At 38.3% G+C, this 23,331-nt stretch carries 18 protein-coding genes; 9 read left to right on the plus strand and 9 right to left on the minus strand.

What is annotated here, in order from left to right; genetic code table 11:
- Positions 1-2: 2 nt before the first annotated feature.
- Together B7E04_RS07775 and B7E04_RS07780 are read left to right on the plus strand one after the other, a co-directional pair.
- A complete protein-coding gene (locus B7E04_RS07775; protein WP_080778144.1) occupies positions 3-584 on the plus strand; it encodes a helix-turn-helix domain-containing protein in 582 nt (193 codons plus the stop codon).
- Complete coding sequence (locus B7E04_RS07780) at positions 577-1,023, plus strand: response regulator (RefSeq protein WP_080778145.1); 447 nt, start codon at positions 577-579, stop codon at positions 1,021-1,023. Before B7E04_RS07775 ends, B7E04_RS07780 begins: the two co-directional genes overlap by 8 nt.
- Positions 1,024-1,626: 603 nt before the next feature.
- Here the strand turns inward: B7E04_RS07780 and recG are convergent.
- The 8 genes from recG to B7E04_RS07820 all read right to left on the minus strand — a co-directional run bounded on the left by recG (position 1,627) and on the right by B7E04_RS07820 (position 13,518).
- Complete coding sequence (gene recG / locus B7E04_RS07785) at positions 1,627-3,711, minus strand: ATP-dependent DNA helicase RecG (RefSeq protein ID WP_080780616.1); 2,085 nt, start codon at positions 3,709-3,711, stop codon at positions 1,627-1,629.
- Between the two features lie 123 nt (positions 3,712-3,834).
- Positions 3,835-4,368: a thioredoxin family protein gene (locus B7E04_RS07790; protein ID WP_080778146.1), complete on the minus strand. Its 534-nt coding sequence runs from the start codon at positions 4,366-4,368 to the stop codon at positions 3,835-3,837.
- A gap of 41 nt (positions 4,369-4,409) precedes the next feature.
- Complete coding sequence (locus B7E04_RS07795; protein WP_080778147.1) at positions 4,410-5,921, minus strand: peptide MFS transporter; 1,512 nt, start codon at positions 5,919-5,921, stop codon at positions 4,410-4,412.
- Positions 5,922-5,955: 34 nt separating this feature from the next.
- Entirely contained in the window at positions 5,956-6,933 is a 978-nt protein-coding gene (locus B7E04_RS07800; RefSeq protein ID WP_080778148.1) for a PDDEXK nuclease domain-containing protein, read from the minus strand.
- 61 nt (positions 6,934-6,994) lie between these two features.
- On the minus strand, positions 6,995-8,749 hold the full coding sequence (locus B7E04_RS07805; protein ID WP_080778149.1) for a peptide MFS transporter: 1,755 nt from the start codon (positions 8,747-8,749) through the stop codon (positions 6,995-6,997).
- Positions 8,750-8,881: 132 nt separating this feature from the next.
- Positions 8,882-10,537 carry a peptide MFS transporter gene (locus B7E04_RS07810; protein ID WP_080780617.1) on the minus strand — a complete coding sequence of 552 codons (1,656 nt, stop codon included), beginning with the start codon at positions 10,535-10,537 and terminating at the stop codon, positions 8,882-8,884.
- 126 nt (positions 10,538-10,663) lie between these two features.
- Positions 10,664-11,380 carry a hypothetical protein gene (locus B7E04_RS07815; RefSeq protein WP_080778150.1) on the minus strand — a complete coding sequence of 239 codons (717 nt, stop codon included), beginning with the start codon at positions 11,378-11,380 and terminating at the stop codon, positions 10,664-10,666.
- Positions 11,381-11,388: 8 nt separating this feature from the next.
- The gene (locus B7E04_RS07820) at positions 11,389-13,518 is read right to left on the minus strand and encodes a S9 family peptidase (protein ID WP_080778151.1); all 2,130 of its coding nucleotides are present in this window, start codon (positions 13,516-13,518) and stop codon (positions 11,389-11,391) included.
- A gap of 120 nt (positions 13,519-13,638) precedes the next feature.
- On the opposite strand from B7E04_RS07820, the gene B7E04_RS07825 reads away from it, so the two are divergent.
- Together B7E04_RS07825 and B7E04_RS07830 are read left to right on the plus strand one after the other, a co-directional pair.
- A complete protein-coding gene (locus B7E04_RS07825) occupies positions 13,639-14,112 on the plus strand; it encodes a hypothetical protein (RefSeq protein ID WP_080778152.1) in 474 nt (157 codons plus the stop codon).
- Positions 14,113-14,123: 11 nt separating this feature from the next.
- Positions 14,124-14,309 carry a DUF6496 domain-containing protein gene (locus B7E04_RS07830; protein WP_080778153.1) on the plus strand — a complete coding sequence of 62 codons (186 nt, stop codon included), beginning with the start codon at positions 14,124-14,126 and terminating at the stop codon, positions 14,307-14,309.
- Positions 14,310-14,434: 125 nt separating this feature from the next.
- Here B7E04_RS07830 and glgP read toward each other — a convergent pair whose 3' ends face one another.
- On the minus strand, positions 14,435-16,105 hold the full coding sequence (glgP, locus tag B7E04_RS07835; protein WP_080778154.1) for an alpha-glucan family phosphorylase: 1,671 nt from the start codon (positions 16,103-16,105) through the stop codon (positions 14,435-14,437).
- 205 nt (positions 16,106-16,310) lie between these two features.
- Here glgP and B7E04_RS07840 point away from each other — a divergent pair, with 205 nt between their 5' ends.
- The 5 genes from B7E04_RS07840 to B7E04_RS07860 all read left to right on the plus strand — a co-directional run bounded on the left by B7E04_RS07840 (position 16,311) and on the right by B7E04_RS07860 (position 23,281).
- Positions 16,311-17,108, plus strand: a complete 798-nt coding sequence (locus B7E04_RS07840; RefSeq protein WP_080780618.1) for a hypothetical protein — start codon at positions 16,311-16,313, stop codon at positions 17,106-17,108.
- 170 nt (positions 17,109-17,278) lie between these two features.
- The gene (locus B7E04_RS07845) at positions 17,279-19,393 is read left to right on the plus strand and encodes a T9SS type B sorting domain-containing protein (RefSeq protein WP_080778155.1); all 2,115 of its coding nucleotides are present in this window, start codon (positions 17,279-17,281) and stop codon (positions 19,391-19,393) included.
- 96 nt (positions 19,394-19,489) lie between these two features.
- Entirely contained in the window at positions 19,490-20,077 is a 588-nt protein-coding gene (locus B7E04_RS07850; RefSeq protein ID WP_080778156.1) for a DUF1572 family protein, read from the plus strand.
- 288 nt (positions 20,078-20,365) lie between these two features.
- Positions 20,366-21,712 carry a tRNA (N(6)-L-threonylcarbamoyladenosine(37)-C(2))-methylthiotransferase MtaB gene (mtaB, locus tag B7E04_RS07855; protein ID WP_080778157.1) on the plus strand — a complete coding sequence of 449 codons (1,347 nt, stop codon included), beginning with the start codon at positions 20,366-20,368 and terminating at the stop codon, positions 21,710-21,712.
- Positions 21,713-21,763: 51 nt separating this feature from the next.
- On the plus strand, positions 21,764-23,281 hold the full coding sequence (locus B7E04_RS07860; RefSeq protein WP_062652869.1) for an FMN-binding glutamate synthase family protein: 1,518 nt from the start codon (positions 21,764-21,766) through the stop codon (positions 23,279-23,281).
- Positions 23,282-23,331 lie beyond the last annotated feature (50 nt).

Below are 23,331 nucleotides of genomic sequence, written 5' to 3' on the forward strand. Positions count from 1 at the left end.
GGATGAAAATGTATGTAAAATTTGATTTCAACGCCCTCTGCATGAAGGTGTTGGATGAAAAACTGAAAGAACACGGGCTGAAATACCGCCTGTTGAACTTTGGCGAAGTGGAATTCTTTGAACCCATTACGCAGGATCAGCATAATCTTTTTAAGAAGGATCTTGAAGATTATGGAATAGAGATTATCGAAAGCCAGAAGACCGCTTTGGTACAGAAAATAAAGGACACTATTGTAGAGTTGGTATTTTCTGAAAATGCAGTTCCCGTTAAAGCCTCTATTTATATTGCCGAAAAACTGAATCACAGTTATGGGTATCTTTCCAACCTTTTTTCTGAGGTTGCTTATACCTCAATAGAGAATTTTATTATCCTTCAAAAAATTGAGTACGCCAAAGAACTGATTCTGAATAATAAACTCAGCCTTACGGAAATTGGGCATAAGCTGAATTATTCCAGCGTAGCACATTTGAGTACACAATTCAAGAATACAACCGGAATCACTCCTTCGCAGTTTCAGAAGATTGTTAACAAAAGGAGAAAACTACAAAGCGTAGCTGTAAATTCTAAAATGATATATGAATAAAGAATATTTGAATGTAATAACAGCAGACGATGACGAGGGCAATATCATATTCTTTAAAAATATTTTCAAAGATTTAAAGATTGGAGTAAAGTCTCGGTTCTTTTCAAGCGGAGACAGTCTTATGGATTATCTGCAAACCGGTGAAGCCATTATACCGGAATTGATTTTCATTAAGTATACTATTTCCGGAAAAAACAGCAGGGAATGCCTTGAAGAAATTAAAATGAATCCCAGATTCAGCAACATTGTTATTGCCATGTATGTGGACCAGATTCCGGAAAATGAAATTGAAGAAATCTTCGTGAACGGAGCTAATATTTTTATGAAAAAACCTGAAAGCTATGAAGGCCTGAAAAAGTCTCTTACAGAAATTATCAGTATCAACTGGCAGTATCATACATCCGGACTCAATAAGGATACTTTTATTATGAAGATATGATGGATGCAGGGTTTTTGAGTTCACTTCAAGTAGAATAAAAGTGATATTTCAAGCATACTATTCACATAAAAGTGAAAATTGTATAACTAATAATTAAAATAATATAAGGAAGAATCCACGCAATATCCGCAATTTTGTAACGTAGACATTGCAACACAAATTAGCTATATAAAAAAGCAGTGGATGACAGAGATTAGATTATTTCATTAGAAATCAAGATATAAGTCACAATGTTAGTTTTAACAAAATGAATTATATTCATTTCCAGCTATAAAGCATAGAAGATCTTTAAACAAAACGGTACAATCATGAAAACTTAAGAAAGTTGAAGGGTATTTATTCGTTTCATTCCCACTTCCTTCAACTTGAACAGTTAGTTTTTATAATAAGCAAGTTGGAAAAATAATTCATTTTGTTTTTTTAATTTATTTTAATAGTCAGAGCTGAAAATTCAAATAGTATATAAATATTTTCACCAATCACAAAATATTAGTTCTTACTATTAAAATAAATTATTTAAGCAAATTTTTAAAAAGTAATTTCTTCTAAATAACAGTTTTATAAGGGGGCCGCGGAAAGATAATAATTCTTTTCGCGGTTTTTTTATGATATTTTACTCCATTTGTTTTTCCCTTTGTAGTACTTCAGATAGTAATTTTTAATGATCAGGTTATCTGGCCTGGCCAGCATCGGATCTGCTTCCAGAATTTTATCCACTGTATTTTTGGTGGTTTTAATGATGGCAGAATCATTCACAAGATCAAGTCTTTTAAAATCCACCACACCACTCTGTTGTGTTCCCAGAATATCTCCCGGCCCCCGGAGCTGCATATCCACTTCAGAGATTTTAAATCCGTCATTGGTCTCCGTCATTGTCCGGATACGGGTTCTGCTTTCTTTTGATAATTTGTCAGAGGTCATCAGGATGCAGTAGCTTTGCTCCGCGCCTCTTCCTACACGGCCCCGGAGCTGATGTAGCTGGGAAAGCCCGAATCTTTCAGAACTTTCTATGACCATAACAGAGGCATTGGGAACATTTACTCCTACTTCAATAACCGTAGTGGCTACCATAATTTCTGCTTTTCCGGAAGCGAAATAATTCATCGCTGCGTCTTTTTCCGCAGGTTTCATTTTTCCGTGAAGCATGGTGACGTTATAATCGGAGAAGGCGTTCATCACGTGGTCCAAACCTTCCATCAGGTTTTTATAATCCAAAGTTTCAGATTCTTCAATCAATGGATAGACAAAATACACCTGTCTTCCTTTTTTGATCTCGTCCCTGCAGAAATTATAGACGTAGGTTCTGTCTTTTTCCCTTCTGTGAGCGGTGATTATAGGTTTTCTTCCCACCGGCATTTCATCAATTACCGAGACATCCAGATCAGAATAAAAGCTCATCGCCAAAGTTCTGGGAATAGGAGTGGCGGTCATCACCAGAATATGGGGCGGAATTTTATTTTTTGCCCAAAGTTTTGCCCGTTGTGCTACGCCAAACCTGTGCTGCTCATCAATAATAGCCAGCCCAAGGTTTTTAAACTTCACTTTGTCCTCTAAAACGGCGTGGGTACCTACCAGTATAGACAGCGTTCCATTTTCCAGTTCTTCATGAATGATTTTTCTTTCCGCAGTTTTGGAAGATCCGGTCAGAAGGCGCACATTGATGCCTGTTTCCGTTAAAAGGTCTTTAATTCCATTGTAGTGCTGCTGGGCAAGTATTTCGGTAGGAGCCATTATACAGCTCTGAAAACCGTTATCCATTGCAATCAGCATGGTTAGTAATGCCACCATGGTTTTTCCTGATCCTACATCGCCCTGAAGAAGCCTGTTCATCTGGATGGGTCTTTTCATATCCAGGCGGATTTCTTTTAAAACCCTTTTCTGGGCGTTGGTAAGATCAAATGGAATGTGGTTATTGTAAAAATCATTAAAATGGTCACCCACCACAGGAAACGGATTTCCCGGTGAATGACTTTTATGATGAAGCTTTTTCAGGGCATATCCCAACTGAAAAAAGAAAGATTCCTCAAACTTCAGCCTGTTGTCTGCTTTTTCAAAATGCTCCATATCTTTTGGAAAATGGATGTTTAAGAACGTATGCTGCCTTGATAAAAATTTAAAGGCTTTCATCATATATTCCGGGAAGTTTTCTTCAATAAGAGAAGGGATTTCCTTGCAGATATTTCTTAAAACTACCTGGAAGAACCTTTGATTAAGCCCTCTTTTGGTCAGTTTTTCAGAGCTTGGATAAATAGGTTTCAGGCGGCTGTCGCTTTCCTTATTTTCCTCAGCTTCGATTTCCGGGTGGGGCATGGAAAACTGACGGTTGAATACATTGATCTTTCCGAAAATATACACTTCTCGGTTCACAGGAATCTGCTCCTTCAGCCATTTTGAATACTGGAACCATACCAGGTCCATCGTTCCGGTATCATCATTAAATTTGGCCGAAAGTCTTTTGGTTTTCCCGGTCTGCACTTCCTGAACCTGGGTAATTCTCCCTTTAAGCTGTACTTCAATGCTACTTTCTTCAAGCTGGGAAATTTTATATACTTTATTCTTATCCAGGTAACGGATAGGATAGAAGTTCAGAAGATCATCAACAGTGGAAAGGCCCAATACGCTCTTGATGAGTTTGGCTCTTTCTGGACCGATGCCTTTTACATATTCTATTGAGGTTTCTAAAGTCATTTTTGTGTTCAGATCCGGATTTTGGATCCGGGTTTTGCGTGAAAAAAACAAAGGTTCGAATTTCGGTAAAATAAAAAAGACTTCCAAAAAATGGAAGCCTTAATTCTATATTTTAAATGCGGATTAATCTTTGATCTTAGATTTGAATTTTTTCTGATAATCTTCCCATTGCTCTCTGGAACGGATCTTTTTAAAGAGATCTTTCGAGATAAATTCCAGATAAGGCTCCAGCTCTTTAGCAGACAACTCTCCCTGAAGGATCGTAATAGGACCGCCTTTCTCATCAAGAAATACAGTGCTTGGAACGGCTCCCACATTCATGTATTGGGTGAATTCATGCAGGGAATTCCTTCCTTTTTTATGTTCCGTATTATCATTGGCGAAGGTTCTTCCAAAAGCAGTAATGGATTTTTTTTCCTCAGCATCGAATTTTACAGGATAGTAATTTTCATTGATGATCTGCGCAATGACCGCATGACCATAGGTCTTTTTATCCATAATCTTGCATGGCCCGCACCAGTCTGCATAAAAATCAACGAGAATCTTTTTTGGATTTTCTTTCTGGGCTTCTAAAGCTTCCTCAATACTCATCCATTTGATCTGGGCAAAATTAAAATTTACTATAAGTAGCAAGAATATGCTTATAATTTTTTTCATAATTTGATATTTATATAAAAATAAGCATAATTCGGCTTACTTTATTTTACATCCTGCATTAATTTTCTTACGAACGATGATAACAAAATTAATACCACACCGGCAATTACCGCGTATAATCCTAATTGTTTATATCCATCAGTATAAGTGATCAAAGCATCATAGTTGGTAGAACCCTCTTTAGCGGTGGCAAGACCTGCTCCTATGATTCCTGCAACGTACTGTCCGTAGGCTGAAGCCAGAAACCACATTCCCATCATCATTCCCTGAAGATTCTTTGTGGAAAGCTTTGTCATAATCGATAATCCGATTGGTGACAGGCACAATTCCCCTAGTGTGATAATAAGAAGTGCCAGTGTGAAAAAGTTCAGTGATGTGATTCCCTGAAGATCCGCAAAAAGTCTTGTAGCGAATAAAACATAATATCCAAGGCCTAAGAAAATAAATCCTAAACCGAATTTAACAACTGTATTAGGTTCAATTTTTCTTTTGCTCAGCCAAAGCCAAAGAAGCCCGATAAGTGGGGCAAGGAAGATGATAAAGAATGCACCTCCTGAATTATTCACACCATTCGGATCCAGTCCAAGAAGATCTTTATTAAGATTTTTAGCGGCGAAAATACTTAATGAACCGCCACTCTGCTCATAAATTCCCCAGAATAGGATGGAGAAAATAATGAATATCAGAGCTGCCCAGAGTTTTTTACGTTCAGATGCGGTTACTTTAGACATTTCATAGAACAGATAAATCAGTGTAAGCGGGCCTATGGTCCACATAAAATAATCTGTATATTCTGTTTTAGCCACCATTTTCATAATAACCGGAACAAAAATAAGCGATAAAACATATACCCCGTATTCTTGCCATTTTGGAATAGGAGCGGCTTTTACTTCTGCCTGAGGATGCCCCGGCTGAAGTCCAATGGTTCCCAATCTTCTTTGGGTAAAGATGAAGTTGATCAGACTGATAACCATAACTACAGAGGCCAGGCCAAAAGCAATATTCCATCGTATTTCCTCAGGGATTGTATTTCCAAGAATTTCTCCTTTTCCGATAGCGATACATAAATATCCGCCAAGCAAGGCACCAAGGTTGATTCCCGCATAAAAAAGAGAAAAACCGGCATCTGCCCTGGAATCGTTAGGTTTGTACAGTTGGCCTACCATTGACGAGATATTGGGTTTAAAAAAACCTGTTCCTACTACAGTGAATGCAATTCCTAAGAAAAAGAACCGGTGTGGGTCTGTTGCCAGAATTAAACTTCCGACAATCATCAGAAGTCCTCCCCAGAACAGGGATTTTCTGAATCCAAGGATTTTATCGGCAAAAAGTCCTCCTACAAAGGTAAAGGCGTATACGAAAGCCTGTGTGGCGCCATATTGAAGGTTGGCTTCTTTTTCGTGGAAGTTAAGTTGGGATATCATAAAGAAAACCAGCATTCCGCGCATTCCGTAGAAACAGAAACGCTCCCACATTTCAGAGAAAAAAAGGCTCCAGATCTGTCTGGGATATTTTCCTTTGAAATTCTGTATTTCATCTAGAGTTAAGCTCATAATTGTCTATGATTGATTTTAATTAGGGGTTTTATTATTTTTGATCCAGTTCAAAGCGTAGCCTGTCCTGGTCTATGATTTCTTTTAATTCCTCTTCTTTGGGAAGATAAAGAAGATATTTGCTGGCAAACAGATTGTTTTTGTCATCCAGCACGGAGTATTTTACCATGGTTTCGTCTTTTTCTGAACATAGTAAAATTCCGATGGTGGGATTGTCGCCCTCACTTCGTTTCATATCATCGTACATTCTTACATACATATCAATCTGCCCGATATCCTGGTGGGATAGTTCTCCGGTTTTGAGGTCAATGATCACAAAGCATTTTAAGATATAATTGTAAAAAACAAGATCAATATAAAAATCTGAAGTATCTGTGGAAATATGCTGTTGTCTGGCTACGAACGCAAATCCTTTCCCAAATTCCAGAAGAAATTTCTGGATATGGTCGATGATGGCTGTTTCAATTTCTTTTTCGGAGATTTTCTGATCCGGTGTTAATCCCAGAAATTCAAAGATGTAAGGGTCTTTTAAAACGCTGTGAATGTTTTCAACAGGAGATTTCTTATGTTCAAGAACTCTTTCATAGGCAAGGGAATTGATCTGTCTTTTCAGATCTCTCGAGCTCCAGTTATTCTGAATGCTTTCCTCTATATAATAGTTGATTTTTTTAGGAATATCTATTTTTAGTAAAAGCCTGTAATGGGTCCAGCTCAATTGTTGACGCACTGCGTCAATAATTGGAAAAGCCTTATAAAACTTACGCATATTGGAAAGATTGGTATAATCAAAGCCTTTTCCGAATTCCAAAGAAAGTTTCTTAGAAAGATTTTTTAACGTCTGTTTTCCATATTCTGCTCTTTCTTTTCCCTCTTGCTCATCTTCTACAATCAATTTTCCGATCTGCCAGTACGTAAGCAGTAAGGTAGAATTCGCGATCCGAAACACTTTTTCGCGCGACTGCCTAATAATTTCCTTTACGGACTGGAATAAAGAATCTTCGGAAATTTCCATCCTACGAAAATAAAAAAAACCTCTGACTTAGCAGAGGTTTTGTTATACTTTATTGATGCGGTTATTTTACACCGTGCATCATTTTCTTTAATATTGGAGAAAGGAACGCAAGGATTACCGATGCAATACCACAAAGTACCACGAATACCATAAAGAATTCGAATAAGTTATGGATTTCAAATCCTGCAAATGTAGGATTGTGCAATGGTAACTGAGCTTTTTCAAATGCCGCTGTCTGCTCTGCAGTCAGGGTTACTTTTTTATCCAAAACATCCTGAAGATTTACGCCTATTTCCTCTGCTTTCTTAAATTTATCACCTGTTGCAGGGATAAGTGCTCCTAATGAACCTGCCAAAGCATAGCCGGCAGCATTGGAAATGAAGAAAACACCGTATAATAATGAAGCAAATCTTTTTGGAGCCAATTTACCTACCAATGATAAACCGATAGGAGACAGGCAAAGCTCACCACAAGTCTGAATGAAATACAGAAGCATTAACCATTTAATAGCCAATAACCCTGAATTTCCAAGATCTTTTACGTTGTGTGCAATGATGAAGTAAGAAAGTGCAATCAATGCCAATCCCATCGCCTGTTTGAAAGGAGATACCGGCTCTTTTCCTTTTGCTCTGAGCTTATCCCACGTTAAACTGAAAGGAACAGCCAGTAATACAACGAAAATACCATTGAAGATCTGAACCATTGATGGCGGCATATTCCATCCGAAGATGTTTCTGTCCGTCTGGTTATCCGCTATAAAGGTTAAAGAAGATCCTGCTTGCTCGAAAGCTGCCCAGAAGAAAATAATAAAGAAGGATACGATATAAATTACCCAGATTCTTTGTCTTTCCACTTTATTTTCAGCAGAACTCATGATCAGGAATGCCAGGGAAATACCGGCTGCATAGATAAAAGGATAGATGATACCTTTAATCAGCTGACCCATTTCTACAGAATTAAATCCGAATTCTCCAACCAGTAAATATCTGAAAGCGAAAAATAAAATAACGAAGATAAGTCCTGTAAAACCTAATGCTCCTCCGGAGAATTTTGCAGTCTGCGTTTCACCTTCTTCAAAATCTTCACTTGTATTGTGTTTTGGCAGTCCACCGATAGGCCTTCCTTCCGGTGTTACCACGTATTTATTTTTAAGGATAAAGAATGTTATTGTTCCAATTACCATAGCCAGTGAAGCTGCAAGAAATCCCCATTTAAATGCAAAAATGTCTCTTACACCTGTAGTCGCATCTTTCACATCTCCTACGTACGGACAGATAAATTGTCCAAGGAATGCCCCGATGTTGATCCCCATATAGAAAATGGTAAAAGCAGAGTCTAACTTGGATTTTTCCTGCTTAGGATAAAGGCTTCCCACCATTGAGGAAATATTAGGCTTGAAAAATCCATTACCAAAGATGATAACGAATAAAGCGAGCCACATGATCATTTTAGAGCTGCCTAAATCTGCAGAGAAAGTAGAGGCACTGATGAAAAGCAGAAACTGGCCGATTGCCATTAAAGAACCACCGATTAAGATGGCATTTCTGTTTCCGATATATTTATCAGCAATGAAACCTCCCAAAAGAGGGGTTAAATAACATAAAGCTAAAAATCCACCGTAGATGATTGCCGCATCCGCTTCTTTTATCAATAAGGAATTTACCATAAAGAGCGTTAAAAGTGCTCTCATTCCATAAAAGTTGAAACGCTCCCACATTTCTGTTCCGAAAAGAACCCATAACCCCTTTGGATGCTTTGAATTCTTATTCTCTACAAATTCATCCGGCTTCGGACTTAATGCTTCAGTATTATCCATTCTATTGTTAATTTTTGTTAAGACTGACAAATATAGTTTTTTTTGAGTTTTTGACAAGGTTTTAATTTTATATTTAAATAAAAAAGCTGCAGAATGATTCTACAGCTTGATATTCTTTATGATAAATAAGGATTAGTGTCCTTTTTCCTTCATGATTTTGTTTAACCTTTTTAACATAGACAGTCCTAAAAGTGTTGCAAATATTAACAAGGCAAAATTAACCAGGAAATAATTCATTTTGTTGTCATAATTGTACCACGTACTGGCCAGAATACCCGAAAGCTTATTTCCTACTGAGTTGGCAAGGAAAAAACCTCCCATCATCAATGCCGTGATTCTTGCAGGAGAAAGCTTGGAAACAAAAGAAAGGCCCATAGGAGAAAGGCATAGCTCCCCGATGGTAATCACTCCGTAACCGGCTACCAGCCATAAAGGTGAAACTTTTACCGCACCGTTGTCCCCGGCCATAACCGCAAGCACCATTACTAAACAGGATAAGCCCGATATGAACAGTCCCAAAACAATTTTTGTAGGTGTTAAAGGCTCTTTTCCCTTCCTTCTCAATAAAGCCCAGAATCCTACAATAACAGGAGTAAGGGCAATTACCCAGAAAGGATTGATGGACTGGAATAATTCCGTATTGTACAAATAGACCTTAGTTTCAGGGTTTTTCTCTAATGCAGCACGCTGTTCAGGTGTGATATTTTTGAAATAAACATCTTTCCCTTGCTCCTTAATGGTATTCCCGTCTTTGTCTTTCTGGGACTGGAACTGGTTATCATACACCGGAACTTCTTTGGTCTCGTAACTTTTTCCTTCCACCATATAAATGTCCTCAAGAGGTTTTTCCACAGAGGCAGGAACACTTCTGTCCGTATAATAATTAGCCCATCTCGTAAGAGCTGTACCATTCTGTTTAAAAACGGCCCAAAAGAACATACTGATCAGAAACACGGAAAGTAGGGCCCCGATTGACGGTTTTTCCTCAGGTTTTGCTTTAAAATAAAGTGATGCGTAGAAATAAATAACAGGAGCACATGCAAAAATAAAGGCATCCGTACTGTCGCTACCGAAAATATTCCCTGGAATAAACCATCCAATGGCCCCCACTGCAATAGCTGGGACAAACACTTTAATTAAAATTTCAGAAAGCTTGGTATCTCCTTCTTCTACAGGCTTCATCTGTGCTGCATGAATATAGTGTTTTCTTCCGATGGTAAAGATAATAAGACCAACAAGCATTCCTACACCGGCAGTGATGAAAGCTTCACCCCATCCGAATTTATTTCGCATAAACGCTGCAATAATATTACAGATAAAGGCTCCGATATTGATTCCCATATAGAAAATATTATACCCTGAGTCTTTATTGGCTTTATAAGGTTCCTCAGAATACAGATTTCCCAAAAGCGTGGAAATGGTAGGCTTAAAGAAACCGTTTCCAATGATAATCAGCGCCAGGGAACCGTAAAAAAGAGGAAGTTCCTTGAAAACACCCATTCCGATATATCCGGCAGCCATAAGGATTCCTCCAAGGTAAATTGATTTTATATACCCTAAAACCCTGTCCGCCAAAAATCCTCCAAGGAAAGGGGTTAGGTACGTTAAAGCAATATAGGTTCCGAAAATATCATCAGCCGTTTTGTCAGGAAGTCCAAGTCCTCCTTTCATTCCGGTAGGTTCAATAACATACAGGACAAAGATTCCAAGAATCAGATAGTACCCGAAACGCTCCCACATTTCTGTGAAAAAGAGGTAGGGCAGGCCTTTAGGATGTTTAGTCTTCATATAATCAAATTTCAAATTTCCCAAAAATAAGTTTTTAATTTCAATTGATAAAATAAATAATATCCGCTAAAAATGATTAATGAAATAAATATAAAATTCCCCTCCGGATATTGAAGGGGAATTTTGTTATTTTGATTTTATAAGAGACTTTGGTGGAAGTGGATCAGATGATTCTATCACTTCAACTATAGTCTCTTTTTCTTTATCAGCTTTTACTATTCCATTGGCAAAATCTTCCATTTCTTTTTTGCTTGCTTCATATTGATTGGCATAGGTATAAACAGAAATGCTGGTATAGCCTGTGGAGGTAAGATACAAATTTGCAATATACTCAAAATCTAGGCCTTTAACATTGGCACTGTATTCCAGATGAAGTACCTTAATGTTGTTGATCATCCTGTATTCAGAATTTTTCAATCTGAAATAATCTGCATTTCTTTGGATGTTGGGTATCAGAATATCTTTTAGATTCTTTAAACTCTGGACAGGAAGTATCTCGCTTACAAATAAACCATATACTGCCGAATTAGAATTATTATTAAATGCATACTCTACAAAAGTACTCGTATTGGGAGCTTTTACGATTTTCCATTTTTTTGGATTGTAATAAAACCCACCATCAACATTTTTACTCTTTACAATAAAAGTGGATTCTTTTGATTTTTCAAAAGATTGTTCGTTGGAGGTAATTGTTTCCAGAGTTTTTGCATCACTTTCATTAACAAATTTCCATGTTTTATTTTCAAAAAGCACTACTTCTTTCCCATCTTCTGTCATGGCTTTTATTTGTGCTTTTAATGAAAATGAGAATATAATAAACGCTAATAAAATAAGCTTATTCATTATAAATACTACAAATTATTCAAAATAAAATCCGTCATTTTCTGGTATAGCTGCTGTCTGGTCTGGCCACCGTAAATTCCGTGATTTTTATCAGGATAAGCCATGAAATCAAATTGTTTCTTATTTTGAATCAAAGCTTCGGAGAACTCCATTGAATTCTGGAAATGTACGTTGTCATCGGCAGTTCCGTGGATCAGTAATAGTTTTCCTTTTAATAGTTTAGCGTATTCTGTAGGCGAATTTTTGTCATACCCATCCGGATTTTCCTGAGGGGTTCTCATGAATCTTTCCGTGTAAACAGAATCATAATATCTCCAGTTGGTTACCGGTGCTACGGCAATTCCGGCCTTGAAAACATCAGCCCCTTTGGTCATCGCCAAGCTGGTCATATATCCTCCAAAGCTCCATCCGAACATTCCGATTCTTGTTTTATCAATATAAGACTGGTTTCCGAACCATTTGGCAGCGGTGATCTGATCTTCAATCTCATATTTCCCTAAATTCATGTACGTCACTTTCTTGAATTTAGTGCCTTTGTAACCGGTTCCACGACCGTCTACACACGCCACGATGTATCCTTTCTGCACCAGATGATTGAACCATAGTGCATTTCCTGCATCCCATGAATTAGCCACCTGCTGAGATCCGGGTCCGGAATACTGATACATAAACAGCGGATATTTTTTGTTCGGATCAAAGTTTTTAGGCTTCATGATCCAGGCATTCATCTGATCTCCGGCGTCATTAGGAATGGTGATAAATTCTTTGTCTACGAAATTATCAGCCTTTAATTTCTGAAGCTGGTCATTATTGTTTTGAAGCTCTTTTACAGTTTTACCGTTTCCGTCTTTTAAAACAAAGGTATACGGTTTAGCAGCGGTAGAAGAGGTTTCGATGAAATAGTTGTAATTTTTACTGAAGTTGGCAGAATTATTTCCTTCCGCATTGGAAATCAGCTGAGATTTTCCGTTTTCAATATTTACTTTGGAAACTACTTTATTGATGCTTCCTTTTTCAGTAGTCTGAACGTAAATTTCTTTAGATTTTGGATTGAATCCGTAGTAATCCGTTACTTCCCAGTTTCCTTTCGTAATCTGTTTTTTAAGCTTACCGTCTTTGTCGTACCAGTACAGATGACGGTTTCCATCTCTTTCAGAAGCCCAAAGGAAAGAATCATCTTCCAGGAATTCCAGGGTAGGACTGTCTGTATCAATCCATTTCTCGTCAGTTTCGGTAAATAATTTCTGAACGGCTCCGGTTTTGGTGTTTACCTTTAAAACATCAGAAGCATTCTGAATTCTTTCAGAAGTGATCAGAACGATTTCGTCAGGTTTTGCGGTCTGTACTACGTTCGGAATATAATAGTTTTTAAAGGAACTTAAATTTAAAGCAGTGGTTTTTCCTGTATCGAGACGGTAAAGCTGAGCTGAAACCACAGAGTTTTTTTCTCCTGCCTTAGGATATTTGTAACGCATTTCTTCAGGATAAAGCTTTTTACCGTAGATTGGAATATAGATCTCAGGAACCTGACTTTCATCGGATTTTACAAATACAACTGCGTCTGAGTTTTTAGTCCACTCATACAGTCTTGCATGCCCGAATTCCTCTTCATATACCCAGTCTGCAAGCCCGTTAAGAATTGAGTTTTTCTTACCATCGGTAGTGATCTGCGTAATTTTCCCGGAACTCAGGTCCTGGTAAAATAAATTATTTTCAGCGATAAATGCTACCTTGGTGGCATCAGGGGAAAATCTTGGTTCCTGAACTGTCTTGCCATCATTCAGACTGATTGTTTTTCCGGATTTAAGATCTTTTACCTCAAATTTTCCAAGAAAAGAATGTCTGTAAATAGGCTGGCTTTCTTTTAAAAGAAGAATTTTTGATTCATCATCGGAAAATTCATAGCTTTCAAACTGGCCGTCAACAATATTTCCTTCTTTCTGTGAAGTTTTATAAGAATACTTGGCAATACCGGTGGGCTCAATCACCAGATAATTCTCTCCGTTTTTCATGGAAGCAATGCCAGCAATACCTTTACCACGGTAATATCCTGAATATATTTTATCTAAAGTGATTTCCTGAGCAGCTGCATGATGAAAGGCAACAGCCACAGTAAGAGTTAAGAATATTTTTTTCATTTCTAATTTTAATGGATTTCAAAGATAATAATTTTATTAAATGCATAAAAAAGCTTTTTGGATACCTTATTTGGCAAAAAAATTGAATGTATCAGTACATAATCAAATTCAATAATAATTATGGAAACGAATGCATACAACCAGAAACTGAATCGCTATATTTTAAATGACCAGGTCATTTATACCGGTTTCTCAAGTTTTAAAGATGCTGAGGAATGTGCTGCTAAAAAAGGGGGAACCCTGGTTGAAGTAGGATTTAAAGATGGAAATGATAATCCACAGATCACAGATGAAGCCGGACTTATTGAGAAAAAGCTTCATTATTATGTAGATGCCGGTGATGAGTATAAATTTATCCATTCATCAGATCCCGGCTTTAGAAAGTATGCAGATGAACTGCAGAAAATAAAAGCAAATAATGATAAAACCAGTCCGGATGAACGGTATCTTGCCAATTTTGAAATAGAAAATACAGAAGACCCGATTATTGTGATTAAAAATGATCATTTTGAATCGGTAACTTCAAGAGAACGCTCCAAGTATTTGAAGCATGCCAAAGTTTACGAACTAGGGGTATCCCTGCCAAAATCTTAAAATTTTTTATCATGAGCAAGACTAAATATTCAGAAAAAGCTCAGGACAAAGTAGGAAAAGTAATGCACGAATTCAAGGAAGGAAAACTAAAATCCTCTTCCGGAGAAAAAGTAACCAGCCGAAAACAGGCTGTTGCCATCGGGATCTCTGAAGCCAGAGAAAAAGGGCTGAAGGTCCCGAAGAAGAAAAAGGAATAACCTTCCCCCAAAAAGGTAAAAAGGCAAAATCACAAATGGGGCTTATTGGCAAATTTGCTTATCGACTCATTAGCCTTCTTCGCTTTCTTTGCCCTTTCGCCTTTTTGCCATTTTACCCTTTAGTCTTAGCCTTTTCGCCCATTATCATACAAAATCCTGTAATATTCATCCGCCATTCTATCACTATTGAACTGTTCCTGCACATCATTCATTGCATTATACTGTATTTTTCTCCAACGTTCGGGCTGATCATAATACATAGGGAGAATTTCATTTTCAAGGATCTCATACAATTGATTAAGGTCGTAGGTATCCTGTTCATAGATGCTCATGTTTAGATAATCTGCCTGTGGAACCACAAATGAATTTTCTCCCGGTTTTGCAAATTCAGGAATCCATCCGTCATCAGTAGAAAGGTTTACGGATCCGTTCATTGCAGCGGACATTCCTGAGGTTCCTGAAGCTTCTCTCGGGACTCTCGGATTATTCAGCCACAAATCAGAACCTTGCTTTAAAGATTTGCTTAAAGATAGTTCATACCCTGTAAGAACAGCCATATTTTTATGGTTTTTACTTTCTTCCACCAGCGTGTTGAATGTAGAAATGGCAGAGTAGTCCATAGGATAAGGTTTTCCTGACCAGATGATCTGTACAGGATATTTGGAATTATTTAAAAGCTTATGGAATCTTTCTTTATCGTGCAGCAATAAATCTGCGCGTTTGTAACCTGCAAATCTTCTGGCCCAGACGATGGTGAAAACATTCGGGTTGAAGAGGTTTCCGGTCTGATCTGCCACAATGGTGAACAGTCTTTTCTTTAAATGCTTCTTACGATAATCGAAAACAGTTGCATCGTTTTCATCTTTGGCGTTGTAAAGAGGTTTATCTGCCCAGTATTTGAATTCCTGAGCGTTCGTAATGGAGGTAATTTCACAGATTCCCGGATATTTGCTCCACATTGCTCTGGAAACTACCCCATGCAGTTTAGATACACCATTGGCAATTCGTGCCATTTTCAAAGCGCACAATGAATGATTGAAACGATCATCATCAGCACCTTCAATGCTTTTTACATCCTGCATGCTGAATCCTGAAAAATAGGACATGTCATAACACAGTTTCAGGTTATGTTTTTCATTTCCTGCCTCTTCAGGTGTATGAGTGGTGAAAACCAGTTTTTCCTTTACGCAGTTCAGGTCTCCGTTATATTTTTTGAGAAGATAGAATGCTGCAGGCAGTCCGTGAGCTTCATTTAGGTGGTATACTTCTCTTTCCGCATTGATTTCATCCAGTAATTTGGCTCCTCCTTTTCCAAGCAGGATATACTGAGCCAGTTTTGTAGATTCGTTGGCGTCGTATAATTTATGGCAGATGGTTTTGGAGACGTGATCGTTTTCAGGAACATCTGTAGAAAGAAAGAACATGGGGGCCGTATTGAAAATTTCAGGATCCAGATACCAAACCTTTACCCATACCGGGGCACTGTGGATCTCAATCTGGAATTTGATTCCCGTATCTTCAAGAAAGCTGTACATTTTTCTGGTCCATACCGGCTGAAGGGTCTGGTCATGATTTCTGGCCTGATCATAATAGCCGAATTTCCATAGAATACCAATCCCGATAAGATCCTGTTTAAGGTTGTAAGCACTTCTCATATGAGATCCTGCCAGGAATCCCAGGCCTCCCGAATATATTTTTAAAACCTGATCAATGGCAAATTCCATCGAGAAATAAGCGGTTTTCTTAGAATATTGTGGATTGACGGTGTAAGGTATTTTAAAATTTTTAAAATCCATAAATCAACAGTTTTATATTTAAAGGGCTAAAGGTATTGATTATGAAAATAAACTTTACATTAATTATTTGATAAATTAATCTAAAACTATCTGATGAATAGTTTTTTTACTTACCTTTAATATGTAAATTTTTGAAAATCAAAAACTTCTAACGGTGAAAAACCAAATCCGGCACGGGTTCATTGGTCACATAAAAAAATCACCTATGAAAAAGACATTTTCTGATGAAGATTTAATAAAGAATCTGAGCCTATACTATATGAACCGGCATTTGAAAAAAAAGCCGATAGAAAAGTACCACCGTACAATAGACGAATCTCTTCTGCATGATCGTGAGAAATACCGGAAGAAATCTGAAATTTTACTGCTCAATTCTTTTATGCATCATTTTCCCGACGTTAAATTTGAAAATCTCACCTGCGAAAGCCCCGACTTTATCGCCAAACTTAACGACAAAAAAATCGGAATAGAACTGACCGAAGTGATCAATCATCTGGAAATGAAAAAAGTAGAAAGTACTCTGAATAAAATGTTCCGTCAGGCAGAAATACTATTAGAACAGGAAGACACCGCGAAATACCGTGGTGTTTATTTTTTGGAATTCCACCCGAATATCAGGTTTGACAACATAGAACAGCAGGAGGAAAATATCATCAGCATTTGCAAGAGCATAAAGAAAAATAAACCTGTAGGCTGTGTAAAGGGAATGAGGAAATCTTTTCACCGCAGAAACGTATTCATTACCCATGAATACAGCATGAACCTCTTTGACGAACTTTGTTCCGAGAAAATCCTGGAGCTTATCGATAAAAAAAACGAAAAATTTCCTTATTACGACACTTCTGTAGACGAGTGCTGGCTCGTTATTGTTTCCGATATGAACTCCATTGCTTCCCGGTATACCTTTATTCAGGATAAAGAACATCTTAAGGAAGTGAAAAGCCCGTTTCATAAAATCTTCCATCTTGAGAATCTCTGCGGAAATATTACAAGTATAAAATAGTTTCCTTTTTGTATTGGATGTCGTAATAATTTCATTATTTCATTTGAAATAATTTAAGATTTTTAAAAATCCATTGTTTGTGATTAAATTAATAGGTATATTTGATGTGCATTGTAAAGTAGTGCATATCATATGGTTGTAAAATCACACTAACTAAAAACAATATATCTATGAAAAAACTTTTACTCATTATTTTTTTCGGTATTTCGCGGGTCTTATTGGCCCAGGCAGATTGCGCCACTGCTTTGGCCGTCTGCGGGAATTCAACTATTACATATAACCCTACAGGATATGGAGACATCAAAGAAATGGTCAATTCCGGAACCTGTATAGATGCAGCCGGTGAACATTATTCTATCTGGTATAGAATTACCATTGCTACAGGGGGAACACTTACTTTTGATCTTATCCCGAATGATCCGGATGCAGATTATGACTGGGCAATTTTTGGACCGAATGTAACCTGTGCAGCCTTAGGTGCTCCCATACGTTGTAATGCGGCAACAGTAATAGGGCCCGGACCGAATACAGGACTAAACATGACCAGTACCATTACCAATGCTATCGGAGGATCATCGACACCTTATTGTAAATATATGGATGTTTTGCCGGGGCAGACGTATTATCTGTTTATTGACAACTGGGTGAGCAGTACCAGCAGTACAACGGCTCCGTTTTCACTTACCTGGGGAGGTACTGCAACGCTGGCTTCTCCTTTTACAGACCCGAATACTCAGCCTTATCCATTCAATCCTCCTGGAGTTCCGGCTGCTAATCCTGCTGATCCGAGAGAAGTGGTGGTATGTGTAAACCCTCCTTTGTTTGACTTTTCTACATTGTCTGCAGGAATTCTCAATGGAAATCCTAATTTCACGATAAGCTATCACACCAGTCAGAATGACGCGCTTACCGGAAATAATGCCATCACCGTTCCTACGGTAGTGAGTATGACAGCTACCTATTATTACAGTATAAGCTATACCGATCCGTCCAATCCAAACAGTCCGCTTAATAAATGTAAACAGATTGGGATATTTAAGTTCAGAGACGGAAGGATCACAACAAAAAATGCGACATTAACGCAATGCAACAACAATAATGCAGGAACAGCTTTATATGACCTCACAACAGCGGATATTATTGCAGACCCTGCCGTAACCAAGAAATATTATAACAGTCTTCCCGATCTGAATGCCGGGATAAATGAGATCACAACTCCGATGGCATTTACCTCCGCTGAAGGAACTATTTATGTGAAGGTAACCTCTCCATTCGGATGCAGCGCGATAGCTCAGATCTTCTTAAAATTCCATCCCATCGTATTGGTGAATGATGCTACCTTAAGGTCATGCTCTGTAGAGACTGAACCGGCTACAGCGTTGTTTAACCTTACTGTTGCTTCTGTGACGACACAGCTTGGGGCAACCAAGAAATATTACCGTTCCGAGACGGATGCCGTGAACCAGACAAATGAAATACCAGGACCACTAGCATTGGCCTATCCTGCGCCTAACGGTGTAGTGTATGTGCGTGTTTCCAATGCCCAGGGATGTTACAATATTGCTAAAATCACTTTGGTGGTTATTCCACCGGTCTATTCCGCAACTCTTAAGGATAAAACGATCTGTGTAGAAGATAAGACCACGCTGGATGCCGGGCCGGGTTTCAACGGGTATGAATGGAGTACGGGAGCTACTACCCAGTCCATTACCAATGTAGGAGTAGGAACTTACTGGGTGAAACTCAAAACAGGAGACTGTACCGTTATTCAGCATGTAAAAGTATATCCGTCCGAACAGCCTGTTGTTTCAAATATTGATATTTCAAATACTACTGTGACCGTTTATGTAATAGGAGGTACGCCAGCTTATAAATATTCAATGGATAATATCAACTGGCAGGATTCTAATGTATTTAATAATGTTAAAAGAGGCGATGCCACCATATTTGTGAAAGATTCCTATGATTGTGATCCTATTGACATCAGCATTGTGGTGCCTAATCTCGTGAATGTCATTACACCTAACGATGACGGATACAATGATGTTATTGATTATTCTGCGCTGGCAAATAAGAAAAATCTGATGATGAATATTTTCGACCGTTATGGAAATATGATCTTCCAGTTGGATAAATCAACCGGTTATAAATGGAATGGAACCAGCAAAAACGGAGTAAAAGTCCCTACCGGAAACTATTGGTATACTGTAGGCTGGAATGAGAACGATAAAATGAGTACACCTGTTAAGTATTCAGGATGGATTGTTGTTAAAAACAGGGATTAAGCTTTTTAATAATAAACTATATAGACAAAACCATTTCGAAAGAAGTGGTTTTGTTGTTAAAATAATTTTACATTAGTTCGATTAATAAAGGAAAAAATGAAAGATCTTTTTATAAAACGGTTTACGTACTATAAATCACTCGGGGACAAATCATTTGCACAGCTTTCAGATGAGCAGATTTTCTGGCAGTACAATGATGAAAGCAATTCCATTGCAGTTATTGTAAAACATATCGCCGGAAATATGCTTTCAAGATGGACCAATTTTCTCACGGAAGACGGGGAGAAGCCGTGGAGGAACAGGGATGATGAATTTATCAATACGTTTAAGTCAAAGCAGGAGGTCATTGAATACTGGGAAACCGGCTGGAAATGTCTTTTTGACGGGTTGAATCAGATTAATGATGAAAATTTACATCACATTGTTTATTTGCGGGGCGAACCCCATTCTGTGATGGATGCAGTCTGCAGGCAGCTGGCTCATTACCCGTATCACATCGGGCAGATCGTTTATATTGCGAAAATGATAAAAGATCATGACTGGAAAACACTTTCTATTGAAAGAAATAAGTCTCAGGAATTCAATAATGAAATGAAAGATAAATTTTCCTCGAATGAATCAGTTTCAAATTCATCTCCGGTATGCTTTCAAAACAGCCCGGAAGTACGGGATGAATATAAATAGCCTGCTATAACAAGATGGAAGCTGGAAGAAGGATGATGAAAGTTATTATCAGATTGGTTATTTCTTACAGTTATCACAAAATTTTAGGACCCACCTATTTTTAAAGACTAATGTAGGTTAGAAATAAATCCTTTGAAACCTGGATTACTTCCCTCTTCCAGCTTCAGGCTTCCTTACTTGAGCATGAAAAATGTTTTATGTCAAACTCAGTTAGAATAATAGATTGAATCAATTTAGAATTCTTATTAAAATTACTATCTTTGCACCCAGAAAATTCAGGAGTATTCAATGTCTACTTTTCACGGAACTGCCGCATATCATACCCTCGGCTGCAAATTAAATTTTGCGGAAACATCTACTATTGCCCGCCAATTGACAGATGCAGGTTATGATAAAGTAAGCTTCGATGATAAAGCGGATGTCTATGTTATCAATACCTGTTCGGTCACTGAAAACGCGGACCGTGAATGCAAACTTCACGTAAAGAGAGCTATGAAAGCCAATCCGGAAGGGCTGGTTGTTATTGTTGGATGCTATGCTCAGCTGAAGCCGGAAGAAATCTCACAGATCGATGGGGTGGACCTTGTTTTGGGAGCAAAAGAGAAATTCAATATATTAAGCTATCTGGATGATCTTGAAAAATCCGAAAGTGATGGGGTGGTTCATTCCTGTGAAATTGAAGAAACCGATTTCTTTATCGGCAGCTATTCCATCGGAGACAGAACAAGAGCCTTCCTGAAAGTACAGGATGGTTGTGATTATAAGTGTACCTACTGTACCATTCCTTTGGCCAGGGGTATTTCCCGTTCCGATACCATTGAAAATGTTCTTAAAAACGCTAAAGAAATTGCGGAAAGAGACATTAAGGAAATTGTTCTTACAGGAGTTAATATCGGAGACTATGGCAAAGGTGAATTCGGAAATAAAAGACATGAACACACGTTCCTGGATTTAATTTCAGAGCTTGATCAGGTAGATGGCATTGAAAGAATCCGTATTTCCTCCATAGAACCGAATCTTTTGAAAGACGAAAGCATTGAGCTTGTTTCCAGAAGCAAAAGTTTTGTACCCCATTTCCACATTCCGCTTCAATCGGGATGTGATGACCTGTTGAAAAAAATGAAGCGCCGTTATCTGACGAAACTTTATAACGACAGAGTTAATAAAATCCGCGAGGTAATGCCTGATGCAGCCATCGGTGTAGATGTTATCGTAGGCTTTCCGGGAGAAACGGAAGAAAAATTCATGGAAACCTATAACTTCCTGAATGAGCTTCCTATTACCTATCTCCATGTATTCACCTATTCTGAGAGAGAAAATACAGAGGCAGCCGATATGGACGGTGTAGTACCGATTCCGGAAAGAAAAAAACGCAATAAAATGCTGAGAATACTTTCTGAAAAGAAAAAAATGGCATTTTATCAGACGCAGCTGGGGAAAAGGCTTCCGGTTCTTTGGGAGCACGAAAATAAAGACGGCAAAATGTATGGTTTCACAGAGAATTATGTGAGAGTCCAGAAAGATTTTGATCCCGCATTCGTTAATCAGATTGAATTTCTAAATTTAGAAAAAATCCTGTCAGATGGCACGGTTTCTGTGCAATCATCCTTCGAAAGTTTTTTAGCAAAAGCATAGTCTTTTTGCAAAATTTCTACTAAATTTATTTTAACTTTAAATACTACATTCATGAGAGATAAGTTCTTATCTTGGGGAATTGTATTGGTAACTGCTACATGGATCGTCGCATTACTGATCAGAGCGCATTACTGGATACCTATCCTGTTAACTGCCATTTACGCATTGGGGGTTTACAATGCTTACCAGTCGAAACATGCTATTTTGAGGAACTTCCCGGTTTTAGGGTACTTCAGGTACTTTTTCGAAAGTATTTCACCGGAAATGCAGCAGTATTTCATCGAAAGGGAGACAGATGGGAAGCCATTTCCCCGAAATCAGCGTTCTGCCGTGTACAGACGGGCTAAAAACCTGAGTGATACCGTAGCCTTTGGAACACAGTTAGAAGTTAACCACAGAAAATATGAAGGGATCAAGCATTCCATTTATGCAAAATCCCCTAAAGAAGAACTTCCGAGAGTATGGGTAGGAGGTGAGCAGTGTACGCAGCCTTACCATGCTTCATTATTTAATATTTCGGCGATGAGTTTTGGAGCGTTAAGTGACAGGGCTCAGATGTCCCTGAACAGGGGAGCTAAAAAAGGAAATTTCTACCACAATACGGGAGAAGGAGGAATTTCTCCTTATCATATGGAGGGAGGCGATCTTTGCTGGCAGATCGGGACCGGATATTTCGGATGCCGCGATGAGGAAGGGAAATTTAATCCTGAATTATTTAAAAAATATGCTACTCTGCCTAATGTAAAAATGATCGAAATTAAGCTGTCCCAGGGGGCAAAACCAGGACACGGCGGGGTGCTTCCGGGAGTGAAGAATACCCCTGAGATTGCAAAAATACGTCACGTCACCCCTGGAATGACCGTAATTTCACCACCATCCCATACTTCATTCTCCGATGCTCCGGGTCTGCTGAGGTTCGTACAGCAGCTGAGAGAACTTTCAGGAGGTAAACCTATAGGTTTTAAACTTTGTATCGGGGATACCAAAGAATTTGAAGACATCTGTGTACAGATGAATGTTTTAAAAATTTACCCGGATTTTATCACGATAGATGGGGCAGAAGGAGGAACAGGGGCTGCGCCGCCTGAATTCTCGGATGGAGTGGGAATGCCATTGGAACCGGCTCTGATCTTTGTCAACAGAACGCTTAATAATTATAATGTAAGAAATAAATTAAGGGTAATCGCCAGTGGAAAAGTGCTCACCAGCTTGGATATTCTCAGGGCTATATCTATGGGAGCGGATATGTGCAATAACGCAAGAGGATTTATGTTCTCACTGGGATGTATCCAGGCTTTAAGATGTAATACGAACAATTGCCCTACGGGAGTTGCCACCCAGGATAAAATGCTGATCAAAGGTCTTGATGTGACAGACAAGAGCGAAAGAGTGTATCATTTCCATAAAAATACGCTGCACACCTGCAATGAGCTGATTGCTGCAGCAGGAAGAAGTTCCTACGAAGAAGTAGATGCCACCATGTTTATGAGAGGAGATGAATTTGATCATCTGGCCGATCTTTACTTCCCGGATATTTTAGGAAACGTAAAACAGAAAGCAAGATCTTAAAAATTTAAAAAAATAAAAACCGCCTTCAGAAGAGGGCGGTTTCTTTATGG

It is taken from the genome of Chryseobacterium phocaeense, assembly GCF_900169075.1.
Classification (GTDB): Bacteria; Bacteroidota; Bacteroidia; order Flavobacteriales; family Weeksellaceae; genus Chryseobacterium; species Chryseobacterium phocaeense.